At 72.6% G+C, this 15,015-nt stretch carries 14 protein-coding genes and 1 pseudogene; 6 read left to right on the plus strand and 9 right to left on the minus strand.

The annotated features are described in order from the left end of the window. Window positions 1-23 precede the first annotated feature (23 nt). The 5 genes from ACIA8O_RS10115 (at window position 24) to trxA (ending at window position 5,157) form a co-directional block, all read left to right on the plus strand. Complete coding sequence (locus tag ACIA8O_RS10115; RefSeq protein ID WP_396293180.1) at window positions 24-2,054, plus strand: protein kinase family protein; 2,031 nt, start codon at window positions 24-26, stop codon at window positions 2,052-2,054. Between the two features lie 14 nt (window positions 2,055-2,068). After that, complete coding sequence (gene sigM, locus ACIA8O_RS10120; RefSeq protein WP_396293181.1) at window positions 2,069-2,776, plus strand: RNA polymerase sigma factor SigM; 708 nt, start codon at window positions 2,069-2,071, stop codon at window positions 2,774-2,776. Beyond that, a complete protein-coding gene (locus ACIA8O_RS10125) occupies window positions 2,773-3,603 on the plus strand; it encodes a hypothetical protein (RefSeq protein ID WP_396293183.1) in 831 nt (276 codons plus the stop codon). Before sigM ends, ACIA8O_RS10125 begins: the two co-directional genes overlap by 4 nt. A gap of 193 nt (window positions 3,604-3,796) precedes the next feature. Next, the gene (gene trxB, locus ACIA8O_RS10130) at window positions 3,797-4,765 is read left to right on the plus strand and encodes a thioredoxin-disulfide reductase (RefSeq protein WP_396293184.1); all 969 of its coding nucleotides are present in this window, start codon (window positions 3,797-3,799) and stop codon (window positions 4,763-4,765) included. Window positions 4,766-4,830: 65 nt separating this feature from the next. Next, window positions 4,831-5,157, plus strand: coding sequence for a thioredoxin (trxA, locus tag ACIA8O_RS10135; protein WP_396293185.1), 327 nt, complete (start codon window positions 4,831-4,833; stop codon window positions 5,155-5,157). A 76-nt stretch (window positions 5,158-5,233) separates the two neighbouring features. On the opposite strand, the gene ACIA8O_RS10140 is transcribed toward trxA, so the two are convergent. From ACIA8O_RS10140 to rpmH, 9 genes and pseudogenes are all read right to left on the minus strand, one after another. After that, a complete protein-coding gene (locus tag ACIA8O_RS10140) occupies window positions 5,234-5,869 on the minus strand; it encodes a GNAT family N-acetyltransferase (protein ID WP_396293186.1) in 636 nt (211 codons plus the stop codon). A 153-nt stretch (window positions 5,870-6,022) separates the two neighbouring features. Continuing rightward, complete coding sequence (locus ACIA8O_RS10145) at window positions 6,023-7,123, minus strand: ParB/RepB/Spo0J family partition protein (protein WP_396293187.1); 1,101 nt, start codon at window positions 7,121-7,123, stop codon at window positions 6,023-6,025. Next, window positions 7,120-8,130: pseudogene (locus ACIA8O_RS10150) on the minus strand (ParA family protein); the annotation flags it as partial. The gene ACIA8O_RS10145 and the pseudogene ACIA8O_RS10150, both read right to left, overlap by 4 nt. Before the next feature lie 205 nt (window positions 8,131-8,335). Further along, window positions 8,336-9,127, minus strand: a complete 792-nt coding sequence (rsmG, locus tag ACIA8O_RS10155) for a 16S rRNA (guanine(527)-N(7))-methyltransferase RsmG (RefSeq protein ID WP_396293188.1) — start codon at window positions 9,125-9,127, stop codon at window positions 8,336-8,338. A 192-nt stretch (window positions 9,128-9,319) separates the two neighbouring features. Beyond that, window positions 9,320-9,835, minus strand: a complete 516-nt coding sequence (locus ACIA8O_RS10160; protein ID WP_396293189.1) for a protein jag — start codon at window positions 9,833-9,835, stop codon at window positions 9,320-9,322. Window positions 9,836-9,919: 84 nt separating this feature from the next. Next, entirely contained in the window at window positions 9,920-11,080 is a 1,161-nt protein-coding gene (yidC, locus tag ACIA8O_RS10165; RefSeq protein ID WP_396293190.1) for a membrane protein insertase YidC, read from the minus strand. After that, complete coding sequence (yidD, locus tag ACIA8O_RS10170) at window positions 11,077-11,397, minus strand: membrane protein insertion efficiency factor YidD (protein ID WP_345290530.1); 321 nt, start codon at window positions 11,395-11,397, stop codon at window positions 11,077-11,079. The genes yidC and yidD overlap by 4 nt, the downstream gene beginning before the upstream one ends. Continuing rightward, window positions 11,394-11,822 (minus strand): ribonuclease P protein component, encoded by a 429-nt coding sequence (rnpA, locus tag ACIA8O_RS10175; RefSeq protein WP_396293191.1) that lies wholly within the window; start codon window positions 11,820-11,822, stop codon window positions 11,394-11,396. Before rnpA ends, yidD begins: the two co-directional genes overlap by 4 nt. Window positions 11,823-11,844: 22 nt before the next feature. After that, entirely contained in the window at window positions 11,845-11,982 is a 138-nt protein-coding gene (gene rpmH / locus ACIA8O_RS10180) for a 50S ribosomal protein L34 (protein WP_148643823.1), read from the minus strand. 506 nt (window positions 11,983-12,488) lie between these two features. On the opposite strand from rpmH, the gene dnaA reads away from it, so the two are divergent. Next, a complete protein-coding gene (dnaA, locus tag ACIA8O_RS10185) occupies window positions 12,489-14,504 on the plus strand; it encodes a chromosomal replication initiator protein DnaA (RefSeq protein ID WP_396293192.1) in 2,016 nt (671 codons plus the stop codon). The last annotated feature ends 511 nt before the right edge of the window (window positions 14,505-15,015 follow it).

Raw genomic sequence — 15,015 nt, forward strand, 5'->3', positions numbered from 1 at the left:
ACGCAAGGGGAGGCAGGACAACGGTGGCTGATGGCACCAAGGCGGTAGTCGACACGTCCGCGACGGACGACACGGCGGTGGCCACCGCACTCGGGGACCTCTCGGACCTGCGCGCCGACGGCCGCACGGAGCGGGAGTCCGAGGCCACCGCGCCGCTCTCCACCGCCGAGATCGCCGCCGAACTCGCCGACCGGCCACCGCTGTCGGACCGCACCGGGGCGACCGCGGGCAGCACCGCGAGCAGCACCGGGGGCACGTCCAAGGCCGCCGCCGGGGCCAAGGCCCGGGCCAACGGCTCCGCCAAGGGCGCGGCGTCGACGGAGGCCGCCGAGGCGGCCCGGAAGGCGGTGCGGGCCACCTCCGCCCCCGTGAGCGCCACCGGCACGGACACCGGTGCCTCCGACGACGCCGCGCCCGCGGCCACCTCCGAGGAGCTGGCCGCCACCATCGACCAGCCCACCGGCGAGCTGCCGCTGCTCCGCCCCGCCCCGGTGCGGCACAGCGGCGACCGGATCGCGGACCGGTACCGGCTGGAGGACTGCATCACCCAGTCCGAGCACTTCAGCAGCTGGCGCGCGGTGGACGAGAAGCTCCGCCGCCCGGTCGGCGTGCACCTGCTCTCGGCCGGCCACCAGCGCGCCCGCGGCGTGCTGGCCGCCGCCAAGTCGGCCGCCCTGCTCGGCGACCCGCGCTTCGTCCAGGTGCTCGACGCGGTCCAGGACGGCGACCACGTCTACGTCGTCCGGGAGTGGCTGCCCGGCGCCTCCGACCTGGCCCAGCTGCTCGCCGAGGGCCCGATGGAGCCCTACGAGGCCTACCAGATGGTCCGTCAGGTCACCGACGCCATCGCGGCCGCGCACCGGCGCGGCCAGGCCCACCTGCGGCTCACCCCGAGGTGCGTGCTGCGCACCGACAGCGGCCAGTACCGGATCAACGGCATCGCGGTGGACGCCGCGCTGCGCGGCCTCCCCGACGAGGACGCCTCCCGGACCGACACCCGGGCCATCGGGGCGCTGCTGTTCGCCGCCCTGACGCACCGTTGGCCCTACCCCGAGGACCGCTACGACCTCCAGGGGGTGCCGAAGGGGCTGGACTGCGTACCGCCGGAGCAGGTCAAGGCGGGCGTCCACAAGGGCCTCTCCGAGCTGGCCGCCCGGGCGCTGTGCGAGACCCCGCCGCACCACCAGGAGCCGATCACCACGCCGGAGGAGCTGGCCAAGGCGATCGCGCTGATGCCGAAGGTCCGTCAGCCCGAGCAGCCCGCACCGTCGTTCACCCCGCCGCCCCCGCCGCCGCGCCCGCACCGGCCCCAGCCGCCGCAGGGCCGGCCGCAGCACCACGCCCCCCAGCACCCCTCGGCGCACACCGCCCCGCACCCCGCCCTGCACGAGGCACCGCCGCAGCAGCCCCGCCCCCGCCGCCCGCGTCTGCGGCGGCTGGTCCGGCTGACCGCCTCGGTGGTCGCGCTGGCCGTCATCGGCGTGGCCTCCTGGCAGCTCGTCAGCTACTACAACGACCGCTCCGAGGCCGAGGTCCACGACCAGCAGCCGAGCACCGGAGCCACCTCGACCGGCAACCCGGCGGCCCCGCCCGGCAAGCCCCTCGCCATCGCGGGCATGTCCTCCTTCAACGCGCTCGGCAGCGACCCGGAGCACGTCAGCGAGGTGCCCCGGGCCTACGACGGCGACCCGGCCACCGCCTGGTCCACCTCCGGCTACTACGACGACCTGGGCGGCAGCTTCCGGGCCGGCACCGGCCTGCTGGTCGACCTGGGCAGCGAGCAGCAGGTCAGCTCGGTCCAGGTCCAGTTCGGCGGCAGCTCCAGGATGGAGCTCTACGCGCAGCCCAAGGGCACGGTCTCCGCACCGCGCGCCGACAAGTCCGGCCTGGCCTCCTTCGGCAGCCCGGTGGCCACCCAGCAGGGCACCCAGGTCGAGCTCAAGCCCGGCCAGCCGCTCACCACCCGTTACCTCTTGCTCTGGCTCACCAGCATCCCCAAGGATGGGGACTCCCAGTACCGCGGCCGGATCGCCGAGGTGAAGGTCATCGGCTGACGGGCGGAGAGGGGGTGGCGGTGACGGAGGAGGAGCTCCCCGACGCCACCCTGCTGGCGCGGCACGCGGCCGGCGATCCGGACGCCTTCGGCGTGCTGGTCCGCCGCCACCGGGACCGCCTCTGGGCGGTCGCGCTGCGCACCCTGGGCGACCGCGAGGAGGCCGCCGACGCCCTCCAGGACGCCCTGGTCTCGGCCTTCCGGGCCGCCCACACCTTCGAGGGCCGTTCGGCCGTCACCACCTGGCTGCACCGGATCGTGGTCAACGCCTGCCTGGACCGCGCCCGCCGCTCCGCCAGCCGTCCGGCCACCCCGCTGGACCAGGAGGAGCACCGGCTCGACCGCCTGCTGGGCAGCGCCGAGGCCACCGAGGCGGTGGTGGTCCGGGCCGAGCTCCAGCGGGAGGTGACCGCCGCGCTGGCCGCCCTGCCGCCGGACCAGCGGGCCGCCCTGGTGCTGGTCGACATGCAGGGCTACGGGGTGGCCGAGGCGGCCGAGGTGCTGGGCGTGCCGGTCGGCACGGTGAAGAGCCGCTGCGCCCGCGGGCGGGCCAAGCTGCTGCCGCTGGTGCGGCACCTGCGGTCGGTTTCACGTGAAACCGACGGCACCGCCGCCTCCGGTGTTTCACGTGAAACGGCGGACGGGAACCGGAACGCCGCCCCACCCGTCCCAGAGCAGCCGAGCCCCGGCCAGGCCCTGAGAGGAGACGTGACCCCGCGATGAACCACTCCTCCCCCGCCGAGTCCTGGTCCGGCACCGACCACCCCGACGTCGACCTGCTGGCCGACCTGGCCGAGGACCTCGCCGACCCCGGGCTGGTCCCTGCCCTCCGGAGCCACCTGGACGGCTGCGCCGACTGCACCGACACCTTCGCCGCCCTGGCCGAGGTGAGCGAGCTGCTGGGCACGGTGCCGGCCCCCGGGCTGCCCGCCGAGGTGGCCGAGCGGATCGACGCCGCCCTGGCCGCCGAGGCGGCCGCCCCCGTGGTCCTCCCCTCCGGCCGGACCGAGGCCCGGGCCCGGCAACGGGCGCGGTCGCCACGGCGCCGGCGGGTGTCCCGCCGGGTGCTGGTCGGCGCCGCCCTCGCGGTGCTCGGGACCGGCCTGTTCGCCGGCCTCCTCCGGAGCCTGCCGACGGGGCAGGACACCACGGCCTCCGGATCGGCCAAGGCCGACGCCGCCGCCGCGGGCGGGTTCACCGGCGTCCGCACCGAGTTCACCGAGGCCGGACTGCCCGCGGAGGTCCAGCGGTTGGTGAACGGCCGGCGCCAGGCGCCCGCCGCCGGGAAGGGGTCGCTCACCGCCCGGTCCCCCGAGGCGCCGGGCGCCGGTGACTCCGGAGCGGACCCGTCCCCCGCCGCGGGCGCGGAGGCGGCAGCCGTCTCCTGCCCGGGCCTGCCCTCCGGCCCGCCGCTGGTCCGGGCCGCGGGCAGCTACGGCCGGGAGCAGGTGACCGCGCTGGTCTTCCCGCTCGGCCCCGACCGGTACGACACCTACCTGGTCACCTCCGACTGCCGCACCCTGCTGCACCGCGCCGTCCCGGCCGGCTGACGGGCCGTCAGCCATCCCCCGTCCGGCCGGAGAACGGGCGCCCAGGTGACGTTGTCCCACCGGACTGCCCACTCTGCGGGCGCCTGTCACGGCGGGAGCCGGGAATGAGGGAGACTGGTCAGTCGTTGTCCCCGGCGGCGGGCAGGACCGCCCTCCCGCACAGCGCGGGCCGCGATGCGAACCAGGAGAAGCAGTGAGCGACGTCCGTAACGTGATCATCATCGGTTCCGGCCCCGCCGGGTACACCGCTGCGCTCTACACCGCCCGTGCCTCCCTCAAGCCCTTGGTCTTCGAGGGCGCGGTGACCGCCGGCGGTGCGCTGATGAACACCACCGAGGTCGAGAACTTCCCCGGTTTCCGGGACGGCATCATGGGCCCCGAGCTGATGGACAACATGCGGGCCCAGGCCGAGCGCTTCGGCGCCGAGCTGGTCCCGGACGACATCGTCGCGGTGGACCTCACCGGTGAGATCAAGACCGTCACCGACTCCGAGGGCACCGTGCACCGGGCCCGCGCGGTGATCGTCACCACCGGCTCCCAGCACCGCAAGCTCAACCTGCCGAACGAGGACAAGCTCTCCGGCCGGGGCGTCTCCTGGTGCGCGACGTGCGACGGCTTCTTCTTCCGCGACCAGGACATCGCGGTGGTCGGCGGCGGCGACACCGCCCTGGAGGAGGCGACCTTCCTCTCCCGCTTCGCCAAGTCGGTCACCGTGGTGCACCGCCGCGACAGCCTGCGCGCCTCCAAGGCGATGCAGGAGCGCGCCTTCGCCGACCCGAAGATCACCTTCGCCTGGGACAGCGCGGTCGAGGAGATCCACGGCGACCCGAAGCTGAGCCACCTGACCCTGCGCGACACCACCACCGGCGAGAAGCGCGAGCTGCCGGTCACCGGCCTGTTCATCGCGATCGGCCACGACCCGCGCACCGAGCTCTTCAAGGGCCAGCTGGAGCTGGACGCCGAGGGCTACCTCAAGGTCGAGGCCCCCTCCACCCGGACCAACATCCCCGGCGTCTTCGGCGCCGGCGACGTGGTGGACCACACCTACCGCCAGGCCATCACCGCCTCCGGCACCGGCTGCGCCGCCGCACTGGACGCCGAGCGCTACCTGGCCGCCCTGGACCACGAGGCCGCCCAGGCCGCCGCCACCGTCTCGGTCTGAGAAACAGAACAGCGCCGCGCGTTGTTCTCACCAGCACACCCCCGTTCTGACCTTTAGGAGTTCCCGTGGCCGGCGCCACCATCAACGTGACCGACGCGACCTTCGACGCCGAGGTTCTGAAGAGCGACAAGCCCGTCCTGGTCGACTTCTGGGCCACCTGGTGCGGCCCGTGCCGCCAGGTCGCCCCGATCCTCGAGGAGATCGCCACCGAGCACGGCGACAAGCTCACCGTCGCCAAGCTGGACGTGGACGCCAACCAGGGCACCGCCGCCCAGTACGGCGTGATCTCCATCCCGACGCTGAACGTCTACCAGAACGGCGAGCTGGTGAAGAGCATCACCGGTGCCCGCCCGAAGGCCGCGCTGCTGCGCGAGCTGGCCGAGTACATCTAGGGTCCACCACACCCTGACGGCGAGGGGCCTCCCGGTACGCACCGGGAGGCCCCTCGCCGTTCCTCGCCACGGGCCGTCAGAACGGCCGCAGGGCCGGTTCCTTGCGCGGGCCGCCCCGGGCCCTGGCGCCGCCGAGCAGCCGCTCCAGCGCCGTCTCCACGTCGCCCTTCCAGGAGAGCGTGGAGCGCGCCTCCAACCGCAGCCGGGGGTACCGGTGGTGCGGCCGGACGGTCTTGAAGCCGACCGCCCTCAGGTGGTCGGCCGGCAGCAGGCAGCTGGGCACGTCCCGGCCGGCCGCACCGAAGGCCTCGACCGCCTTGAATCCACGGGCCACCACGTCCTTCACCACGGTCTGCACCAGCACCCGCCCGATCCCCTGCCGCTGGTACCCCGGCAGCAGCCGGCTGACCATCAGCTGGACCGCGTCCGGCGAGACCGGGCTGGTCGGGAAGGAGGCCGAGCGCGGCACGTACGCGGGAGGCGCGTAGAGCACGTAGCCGACCGGGCGCTCGTCCACGTAGACCACCCGGCCGCAGGAGCCCCACTCCAGCAGCACGGCGGAGATCCAGCCCTCCTTCTCCAGCTCCGGCTTGCCGCCCTCCTCGGCCGCCTTGGCGCTCACCGGGTCCAACTCCCAGAACACGCAGGAGCGGCAGGGCAGCGGAAGGTCCGCCAGATTGTCCAGCGTCAACGGAACGATCCTTCGCCCCACGCCCACGCCTCCTCAGCGCTCCCCCGCCGGCACGCTCCCGACGGTCCGTCAGCCCACCGGAACACTCTCACCCGAAACAGCGGCGGGTGCATGTTTCACGTGAAACATGCACCCGCGTCGCGATCCCCGCCCGGAGCCCCGGCCCCGGAGCGGTCAGTTCCCGGAGAGGCGGAGCCCCTCCTCGCCCGGGGCCAGGCTGTCCAGAATCCGGTTCAGGTCCTCCACCGAGGCGAACTCCAGCACCACCTTGCCCTTGCCGAGCCGGCCGTTCCGCTGCGAGACCTCGACCTTGACCCGGGTCTCGAAGCGGTCCGAGAGCCGCGCCGAGAGGTCGTTGAAGGCCGGCGAGATCAGCTTCCCGGCCTTCGCGGCCGCCCGCTGCGGCTTCTGGTCCTGGTCCATCACCGCGACGATCTCCTCGGTGGTGCGCACCGAGAGCCCCTCCGCGATGATCCGCCGGGCCAGCTGGTCCTGCGCCTCGGCGTCCAGCACGCCGAGCAGCGCCCGGGCGTGACCCGCCGTCAGCACCCCGGCGGCGACCCGCCGCTGGACCGTGGGCGAGAGCTTGAGCAGCCGCAGGGTGTTGGAGACGTGCGAGCGGGAGCGGCCGATCCGGTCGGCCAGCTCGTCGTGGGTGCAGGAGAAGTCCCGCAGCAGCTGGTCGTAGGCGGCGGCCTCCTCCAGCGGGTTCAGCTCGGCCCGGTGCAGGTTCTCCAGCAGCGCGTCGAGCAGCAGCTTGTCGTCCTCGGTGGCCCGGACGATGGCCGGGATCACCTCGAGACCGGCCTCCCGGGAGGCGCGCCAGCGGCGCTCGCCCATGATCAGCTCGAAGCGGCCGACCGCGGTCTGACGGACCACCACCGGCTGGAGCAGGCCCACCTCCTTGATGGAGGCGACCAGCTCGGCCAGCTTGTCCTCGTCGAAGACCTCGCGCGGCTGGCGCGGGTTGGGCGTGATCGAGTCCAGCGGCAGCTCGGCGAACCGGGCGCCGTCCACCGGCGCCAGCGCGGTGAGCTCGTCCTCCAGCGCGCTCCGGCCGGCCGGGATCGCGGCGTCCCGGGCCAGCTCGGCCGCGACCTTGGCGGCCACCGTGCCCCGGCCGGTGGGCAGCACCGGAGCGGCGCCCGTCGTGGGCGCGCCGGCCGGCCGCTCCGGAGCCGCCGCACCGGCCGCCACGGCCGGAGCCGCGGCCGGCGTCGCCGCCGGAATCAGTGCCCCGAGCCCGCGTCCCAGGCCCCTGCGCCCACCACTCACCGGTTGTCCTCCATCGTGCTGCCGTGCTGTGCCATCGGGGCCGGTGCGCCGGTGCGCTGCTGGCCCAGGGCGGCACCGGGCTGCTGCCCGGCCACCGCCTGCCCCGCTGACCGCAGGGCGAGTTCGCGTGCCGCCTCCAGGTAGGAGAGCGCCCCGGTGGAGCCCGGGTCGTAGGTCAGCACGGTCTGTCCGTAGCTGGGCGCCTCGGAGATCCGGACCGAGCGCGGGATCGCCGTGCTCAGCACCTCCTGGGCGAAGTGCGTCCGGACCTCCTCGGCCACCTGGGCGGCCAGCCTGGTCCGGGCGTCGTACATGGTGAGCAGGATGGTGGAGACGTGCAGCGCCTGGTTCAGGTGCGCCCGGACCAGTTCGACGTTCCGGAGCAGCTGGCCGAGGCCCTCCAGCGCGTAGTACTCGCACTGGATCGGGATCAGCACCTCCTGGCCGGCCACCAGGGCGTTGACCGTCAGCAGCCCGAGCGAGGGCGGACAGTCGATCAGGATGTAGTCCAGCGGCTGCTCGTAGGCCGCGATCGCCCGCTGCAGCCGGCTCTCCCGGGCCACCAGCGAGACCAGCTCGATCTCCGCACCGGCCAGGTCGATGGTGGCGGGCACGCAGAACAGCCCCTCCACGTCCCGGACCGGCTGCACCACGTCGGCCAGCGGCTTGCCCTCGACCAGCACGTCGTAGATCGACGGCACCTCGGCGTGGTGGTCGATGCCCAGCGCGGTGGACGCGTTGCCCTGCGGGTCGAGGTCGACCACCAGCACCCGCAGCCCGTGCATGGCCAGTCCGGCGGCCATGTTGACGGTGGTGGTGGTCTTGCCCACCCCGCCCTTCTGGTTGGCCACCACGATCACGCGGGTGGCGTCCGGCCGGGGCAGCCCTTCGCCGGCCCGTCCGGCGGCCGCCACCGCGGCCATGGCGGCCCGTGCGATGGGCGTGTCATCGACGTGAGCGATGGTCTCCGACTCCTGCATGGGGGTCAGTGTTTCACGTGAAACCGGAGCGGCAACAGTCACCGCCCGGCTGCGGCCGAGGATTCCGGAAAGCAGTGAGCGACGTTTCACGTGAAACACCATGCCCGCAATGTCGGAAATCTGACGGTGCGACACTCCGACTCCCGGCCCCGTGCCCCCGTGCGCCCCCCGAACGCGACGGAGCGGGCACCCGTCCGGGTACCCGCTCCGTCGAGACGAACAGTCGGTGAACTCAGCGCCGGCGACGCGACCCGCCGCTCCGGCCGCCGCCCTCGCCCGCCCGGGCACCGCGCCCGGCCCGGGCCGCCTTGGCCCGGCGGGTGGCCGCCTTCACACCGCCCGGGCTCTCCCCCGCCTCCACCCGGACCACCCGGGTCGAGGTCTCCAGGGTGCCCTCGCCGACCGCGATCACCGACCACTTCACCGCGCCCAGCTTGGTCAGCGCCGACCGCGAGTCGGCCAGCTCCTGCTCGGCGGTGTCGCCCTTGAGCGCCAGCATCTGCCCGTACGGACGGAGCAGCGGCAGCCCCCAGCCGGCCAGCCGGTCCATCGGCGCCACCGCCCGGGCGGTCACCACGTCCACCGCCAGCTTGCCGACCATCTCCTCGGCCCGGCCGCGCAGCACCGTGACGTTGGTCAGCCCCAGCTCGCGGACCACCTCCTCCAGGAAGGTGGTGCGCCGCAGCAGCGGCTCCAGCAGGGTCACCGAGACGTCCGAGCGGGCCATCGCCACCGGGATGCCGGGCAGGCCGGCACCCGAGCCCACGTCACAGAGCGAGGCGCCGGGCGGCAGCAGCTCGGCCAGCACCGCGCAGTTCAGCACGTGCCGGTCCCAGAGCCGGGGCACCTCGCGCGGACCGATCAGCCCGCGCTGCACACCGGCCGTGGCCAGCAGCTCGGTGTAGCGCACGGCCATCGGGAGCCGGTCCCCGAAGATCTGCTGCGCCGCCGCCGGAGTCTCGCCCGGCCCCTGCGGACCGTTCTCCTCCGGGGTGCCCTCGGTCGCCACGCCGTCCGTGTCCATCTCAGCCTCTCCGCTCACCGTCTCCGCTCACCCGCGATACCGGACACTCTGTCACGAGGGCGCCGTTTCACGTGAAACAGCACCCTTCTGACACCGGCTCAAGTCTTCCCGGCGCCCCGCCGCCCCAGCGACGACGACCCCGCCCGCACGAGGCGGACGGGGTCGTCGGTCCGGACCGGCTGCGCGCTGAGGTCAGCGCGGGAGCACGACCACGCAGCGCTGGGGCTCCTCGCCCTCCGACTCGCTGCTCAGGCCGGCCGCGGCCACCGCGTCGTGGACCACCTTGCGCTCGAACGGCGTCATCGGACGGAGCTTCACCTGCTCGCCCGTCGACTTCGCCCGCTCGGCCGCCTCGGCCCCCAGCTCCGCCAGCTCCGCGCGCTTGCGCGCCCGGAAGCCCGCGATGTCCAGCATGAGGCGGCTGCGCTCACCGGTCTCGCGGTGCACCGCCAGTCGGGTCAGCTCCTGGAGCGCCTCCAGCACCTCGCCGTCCTGGCCGACCAGCCGGCTCAGCGAGCGGTCGTTGCCTTCGCTGACGATGGAGACCAGGGCGCGGTCGCCCTCGACGTCCATGTCGATGTCACCGTCGAGGTCGGCGATGTCGAGCAGACCCTCCAGGTAGTCGGCCGCGATGTCGCCCTCCTGCTCCAGGCGCGAGACCAGGGTGTCGGTCGAGGACTCGGCGGCGGAGGTGGTGCCTTCCGTCACTGGTGGACTCCTTCGGGAATGGGCCCTCGGGTGGGGCCGAGAACGAAGTTCAGGGGGCCGCTGCCGGCCGGGTGTGGGACCGGGTCAGGGCTTCTTCTTCGGCCGCTGGCCGCCCTGCTGGCCACCGCGCTTCGGCTGCTGCCGCTGGCCGCCGCGGGCCGCCGCGGGCTTGGCCGCACCACCCTTGGCAGCGGTGCCGGGGTCCTTCTCCAGGTTGGCCTTCGGCTCGTCCGCCACGTCCGGACCGCTCTCCTCGACGGCGGCCGCCGTCTGGGTGCCGGTGTGCTGACGCTGCGCCTTGGTGGTCTTCTTCGGCTGCTGCCGGCGGACCTGCACCGCGTCCTGCACCACCGCCTGGGCCTGGGTCTCGGCGCCCTTCTTCGCACCGCCACCGGTGAGCAGCGCCATCAGCGCGCCCTTCTTCACGGTGCCGTCCGGGTTGAGCCGGCCCGCCTTCTTCAGGCGGTCCTGGCGCTCGGCGAAGGCCTTGGAGCCGGGCGTCGGGTTGTTGCGGATGACGATCAGCTGCTGGCCCATCGACCAGACGTTGGTGGTCAGCCAGTAGAGCAACACACCGACCGGGAAGTTGATGCCCATCACGGCGAACATGATCGGGAAGACGTACATCAGCATCTTCTGCTGCTGCATGAACGGCGTCTTGACCGTCAGGTCCATGTTCTTGGTCATCAGCTGGCGCTGGGTGATGAACTGCGACAGCGACATCAGGATGATCATCAACGCGGTGACGATCTTGACGCTGGTCTCGTCGCTCTTCAGGAAGGTCGCGGAGAGCGGGGCCCCGAAGATGTGCGCCTGCTGGGCGCTGACCAGGAGCTGCGAGTTGATGACGCCGATGGTCTTGCCGTCGGCGACCGAGGCGAGCACACCGTAGAGGGCGGTGAAGAACGGCGCCTGCACGAGGATGGGAAGGCAGCTGGAGAACGGGTTGGTACCCGCCTCCTTGTACAGCTTCATCATCTCTTCGGACTGGCGCTGCTTGTCGTTCTTGTAGCGCTCCTGGATGGCCTTCATCTTCGGCTGGATCGCCTGCATGGCCCGGGTCGCCTTGATCTGCTTCACGAAGAGCGGGATCAGGCAGATCCGGATGACGACCACCATCGAGACGATGGCAAGGCCCCAGGCCCAGCCGCCGTCCGGGTCGAAGACGTGGCTGTACAGCGAGTGGAACTGGACGATGATCCAGGACACCGCTGTGTAGAGGGGACTCAGAAAACCGAAGGTCACCGGTCAGACTCCTTGGACATCGGGCTAGCCACCGGCTCTGGCCCGGCGGTCCCGCTCGGGGGGCTCAGCAGATCGCGCAGCCGACGGTGCCAGACCGGGTGCTTGCGCGGCGGTACATGGTCGACCCCACCGGGGGACCACGGATTGCATCGCAGGATGCGCCAGGCGGTCAGGCCACTGCCCTTGATCGCGCCGTGCGTCCGGACCGCCTCGTACCCGTAGTGCGAGCACGAGGGGTAGTAACGGCAGACCGGTCCGAGCAGGGGACTGATGGTCCACTGGTAGAGCCTGATCAGCCCCATCAGCAGGTACTTCATCGCCCTGCTCCCGTCGGCGCGCTGCCGGTCGGCTCCGCCCGGAGCAGTCGGCGGAGCGCCGCGTCCAGGTCCTGTTCGAGATCGAGGTACGAGGCCGCCCCCGCGGGGGGAAGCGCGCGCACCACGATCAGGCTACCTGCGGGCAGCAGCGCCAGACGGTCACGGACCAGGTGGCGCAGCCGACGCTTCACCAGATTGCGCACGACGGCGGGGCCGACGGCCTTGCTCACGACGAAACCCGCACGCGCCGAAGGAGACCCCTCGGCGACGTGCGGGCTGGTGTCGCTGTTCCGGTCGGTCCGGCCCCCGGCGGCTCCGTCTCTGTTGAGATGGACCACCAGCAGGGGCCGGCCGGCCCGGCGACCGCGTTTCACCGCGGTCGCGAAGTCCTGGCGCCGCCGCAGCCGATTCTCGGAGGGCAGCACTGCAGACCCTGTACTACGCGGATCAGGCGGAGATGGCGCTGCGGCCCTTGCCACGGCGGGCGGCCAGGATGGCGCGGCCGGCACGGGTACGCATCCGCAGCCGGAAGCCGTGGGTCTTGGCGCGACGACGGTTGTTCGGCTGGAAGGTGCGCTTGCTCACTCGGGGGCTCCTGAGGTGAATCGTAGGGTGACGGGAGGTCGCTTGGCCGTCACCGTGCGTCCGCGTGATCTCCCCTCGCTGGGAAATCCGGCCCCTAACGCCCAGGTCGGCTGGGGTTGAGGCAATCCACGGCGCCCGTGCTGCGCGCCTTCGGAATGCGGGCGGACCCGCGGACATGCGGCAGCGGCCATCGACAACTCGACCTGGTTACGGTACGCGGGACGGGGGCGGAGGGTCAAACCGGACCCCGCCCGAAGAGCTCCGGGACGTACCCACCGGAAGCGACCGGATCATGATAGAGGCCAAGCGGCGCAAGGACCGTGCCGACACCGTCCCCCGCTCGGGCGGCTTCCCGGCGCGCCTGCCCACAGCCTGTGGACAGAAACTTGAATCAGCCCAGTCCGCTGACTACCGTTGCAGGACTTGTCGGGTTTGTTCGTCTTGATCGGGCCGGCACGGGAGTCCCTTGACACCCCCCGTCGCGGGGAACGAGAAAGCGTGCACCAGTGGCTGATGTCAACAGCGATCTCGTCGCGGTCTGGACGAGGGTCGTCGAGCGGCTGGTCAACGACCCGGTAGTCGGCGACAGCGACAAGATGTGGCTCAAGCGCACCCAGCCGATGTGGATGATGCACGACACCGCCCTGCTGGCGGCCCCCAACGAGCGGGCCAAGCAGGTGCTGGAGGGCCGGCTGCTGCCGCCGCTGACCGAGGAGCTGAGCAAGGCCTTCAGCCGCCCGGTCCGGATCGCGGTGATGGTCGACGCCAACGCCACCCCGCCGCCGCCCGCGCCCTCCCCTGCCGAGCCGCAGCCGCCCCGGCCCCAGGCCCTGCAGTCGCCCTCGCCGTCGCAGTACCGCGACGAGCCGTCCGGCTACCCGGAGCACCAGGACCGGCACGACCGGCAGACCGGCCCCGGGCGCTGGCCGGTGTCGGAGCCGTACCCGTCCGCGTCCGAGCCGTACCAGGACGACTACCAGCAGCCCGAGCCCTACCAGCCGTCCGGCGCCGAGTACGGCCCGGCCGGGCAGCGGTCGCAGTACGAGGCGGCCCCGGAGCAGAGCTACGAGCGGCCCGGCCGGTACGACACCGCCGGGTACCAGCAGCGGCCCGCGCCCTACGGCAGCGGCACCGGGACGGAGCAGACCGGCGGCTGGGGGCCGCAGGCCGAGGGCCGGCCGGAGGGCCGCCCCTGGGAGAGCCCGTCGTACCCCGAGCCGACCTCCTACCAGGAGGGCCCCTCGTACCAGGAGTCCGAGGGCGGCTCGGGCCAGGACGACCTGTTCGGCGGCGCCTACCGCCCGGCCGCCGGGGGTCCCCCGGCCCGGCGGGGCGGGGGCCGTCCGGACGGGCGCCCGGACCAGACGGGTGCCCAACTCCCGGACAGCAGGCCGCAGTCGGGGGGTTCCCCGGCCGAGCGCTCCCCCGTTCCGGTGCCCGCGCCGCCGGGTGCGCCGCCGGCCGGCAGCAGCTCGCGCAAGGACGAGCCGGCCGCCCGGCTGAACCCCAAGTACCTCTTCGACACCTTCGTGATCGGGGCCTCCAACCGCTTCGCGCACGCGGCCGCGGTGGCGGTCGCCGAGGCGCCGGCCAAGGCGTACAACCCGCTCTTCATCTACGGCGAGTCCGGGCTGGGCAAGACCCACCTGCTGCACGCCATCGGGCACTACTCGCGCAGCCTCTTCCCGGGCACCCGGGTGCGCTACGTGAGCTCGGAGGAGTTCACCAACGAGTTCATCAACTCGATCCGGGACGGCAAGGCGGACACCTTCCGCAAGCGGTACCGGGACATGGACATCCTGCTGGTGGACGACGTGCAGTTCCTGGCGTCGAAGGAGTCCACCCAGGAGGAGTTCTTCCACACCTTCAACACCCTGCACAACGCGAACAAGCAGATCGTGCTCTCCTCGGACCGGCCGCCCAAGCTGCTGACCACCCTGGAGGACCGGCTGCGCAACCGCTTCGAGTGGGGCCTGATCACCGACGTCACCCCGCCGGAGCTGGAGACCCGGATCGCGATCCTCCGCAAGAAGGCGATCCAGGAGCAACTCAACGCCCCCGCCGACGTGTTGGAGTTCATCGCGTCCCGGATCACCCGGAACATCCGGGAGCTGGAGGGCGCGCTGATCCGGGTCACCGCGTTCGCCAACCTGAACCGGGCGCCGGTCGACCTGGAGCTGGCCGGCATCGTCCTCAAGGACCTGATCCCGGGCGGCGACGAGGACGCCGGGCCGGAGATCACCGCACAGGTCATCATGCAGCAGACCGCCGCCTACTTCGGGCTGGGCGTGGAGGACCTCTGCGGATCCTCGCGCAGCCGGGTGCTGGTGACGGCCCGCCAGATCGCCATGTACCTCTGCCGGGAGCTCACCGACCTCTCGCTGCCGAAGATCGGCGCGCAGTTCGGCGGCCGGGACCACACCACGGTGATGCACGCGGACCGGAAGATCCGCTCGCTGATGGCCGAGCGGCGGTCCATCTACAACCAGGTCACCGAGCTCACCAACCGCATCAAGAGCTGAGTCCGGCCCCGGTACGGACACCTGACGGGGAGTCGGCCCATCCGGGCCGGCTCCCCGTTCGGCGTACCCGGGGGCTCTCCGAGGGCTCTCGCGGGGCCGTCCGGGGCACCCGGTGTCACACGTGCGGCCCCTCCACAGGTGTGGAAGGCGCGGGGGCGGGGCAGGAATCCGTCAGGTGACGCCGCGACAGTTCCCGTGCGGTACCGAACGAATGAGCAGCAATTCGAACGGCACGGGCCCGCACCACCGTTTTCCACAGGATCGGGTGTCTCTTCCCCGTCCACAGGCGCACAGCCGCCGAGTTATCCAGAATTCCTCCACAGGCCTGCGGGCACTACGCTCTTCCGCGCAGGTCAGCCGCCTGTGGACTTGTGCACAACGGTTATCCACAGGCTGTGGACATCTGACGGACCCTCAGGGCGTCATCGGAGTTATCCACCGGTTGTCCCCAGGGAAAGGCAGGTTATCCCCAGGTTCTCCACAGCTGAGTCCACAGTTCGACAACCTTGGT

Source organism: Kitasatospora sp. NPDC051853 (genome assembly GCF_044452665.1).
Lineage (GTDB): Bacteria > Actinomycetota > Actinomycetes > Streptomycetales > Streptomycetaceae > Kitasatospora.

Excerpts from the sequence above, each read along its gene's own strand:
- ACIA8O_RS10125 (WP_396293183.1), top strand. The coding sequence starts at position 2,773 with ATGAACCACTCCTCCCCCGCCGAGTCCTGGTCCGGCACCGACCACCCC.
- rsmG (WP_396293188.1), bottom strand. The coding sequence starts at position 9,127 with ATGGACACGGACGGCGTGGCGACCGAGGGCACCCCGGAGGAGAACGGT.
- yidD (WP_345290530.1), bottom strand. The coding sequence starts at position 11,397 with ATGAAGTACCTGCTGATGGGGCTGATCAGGCTCTACCAGTGGACCATC.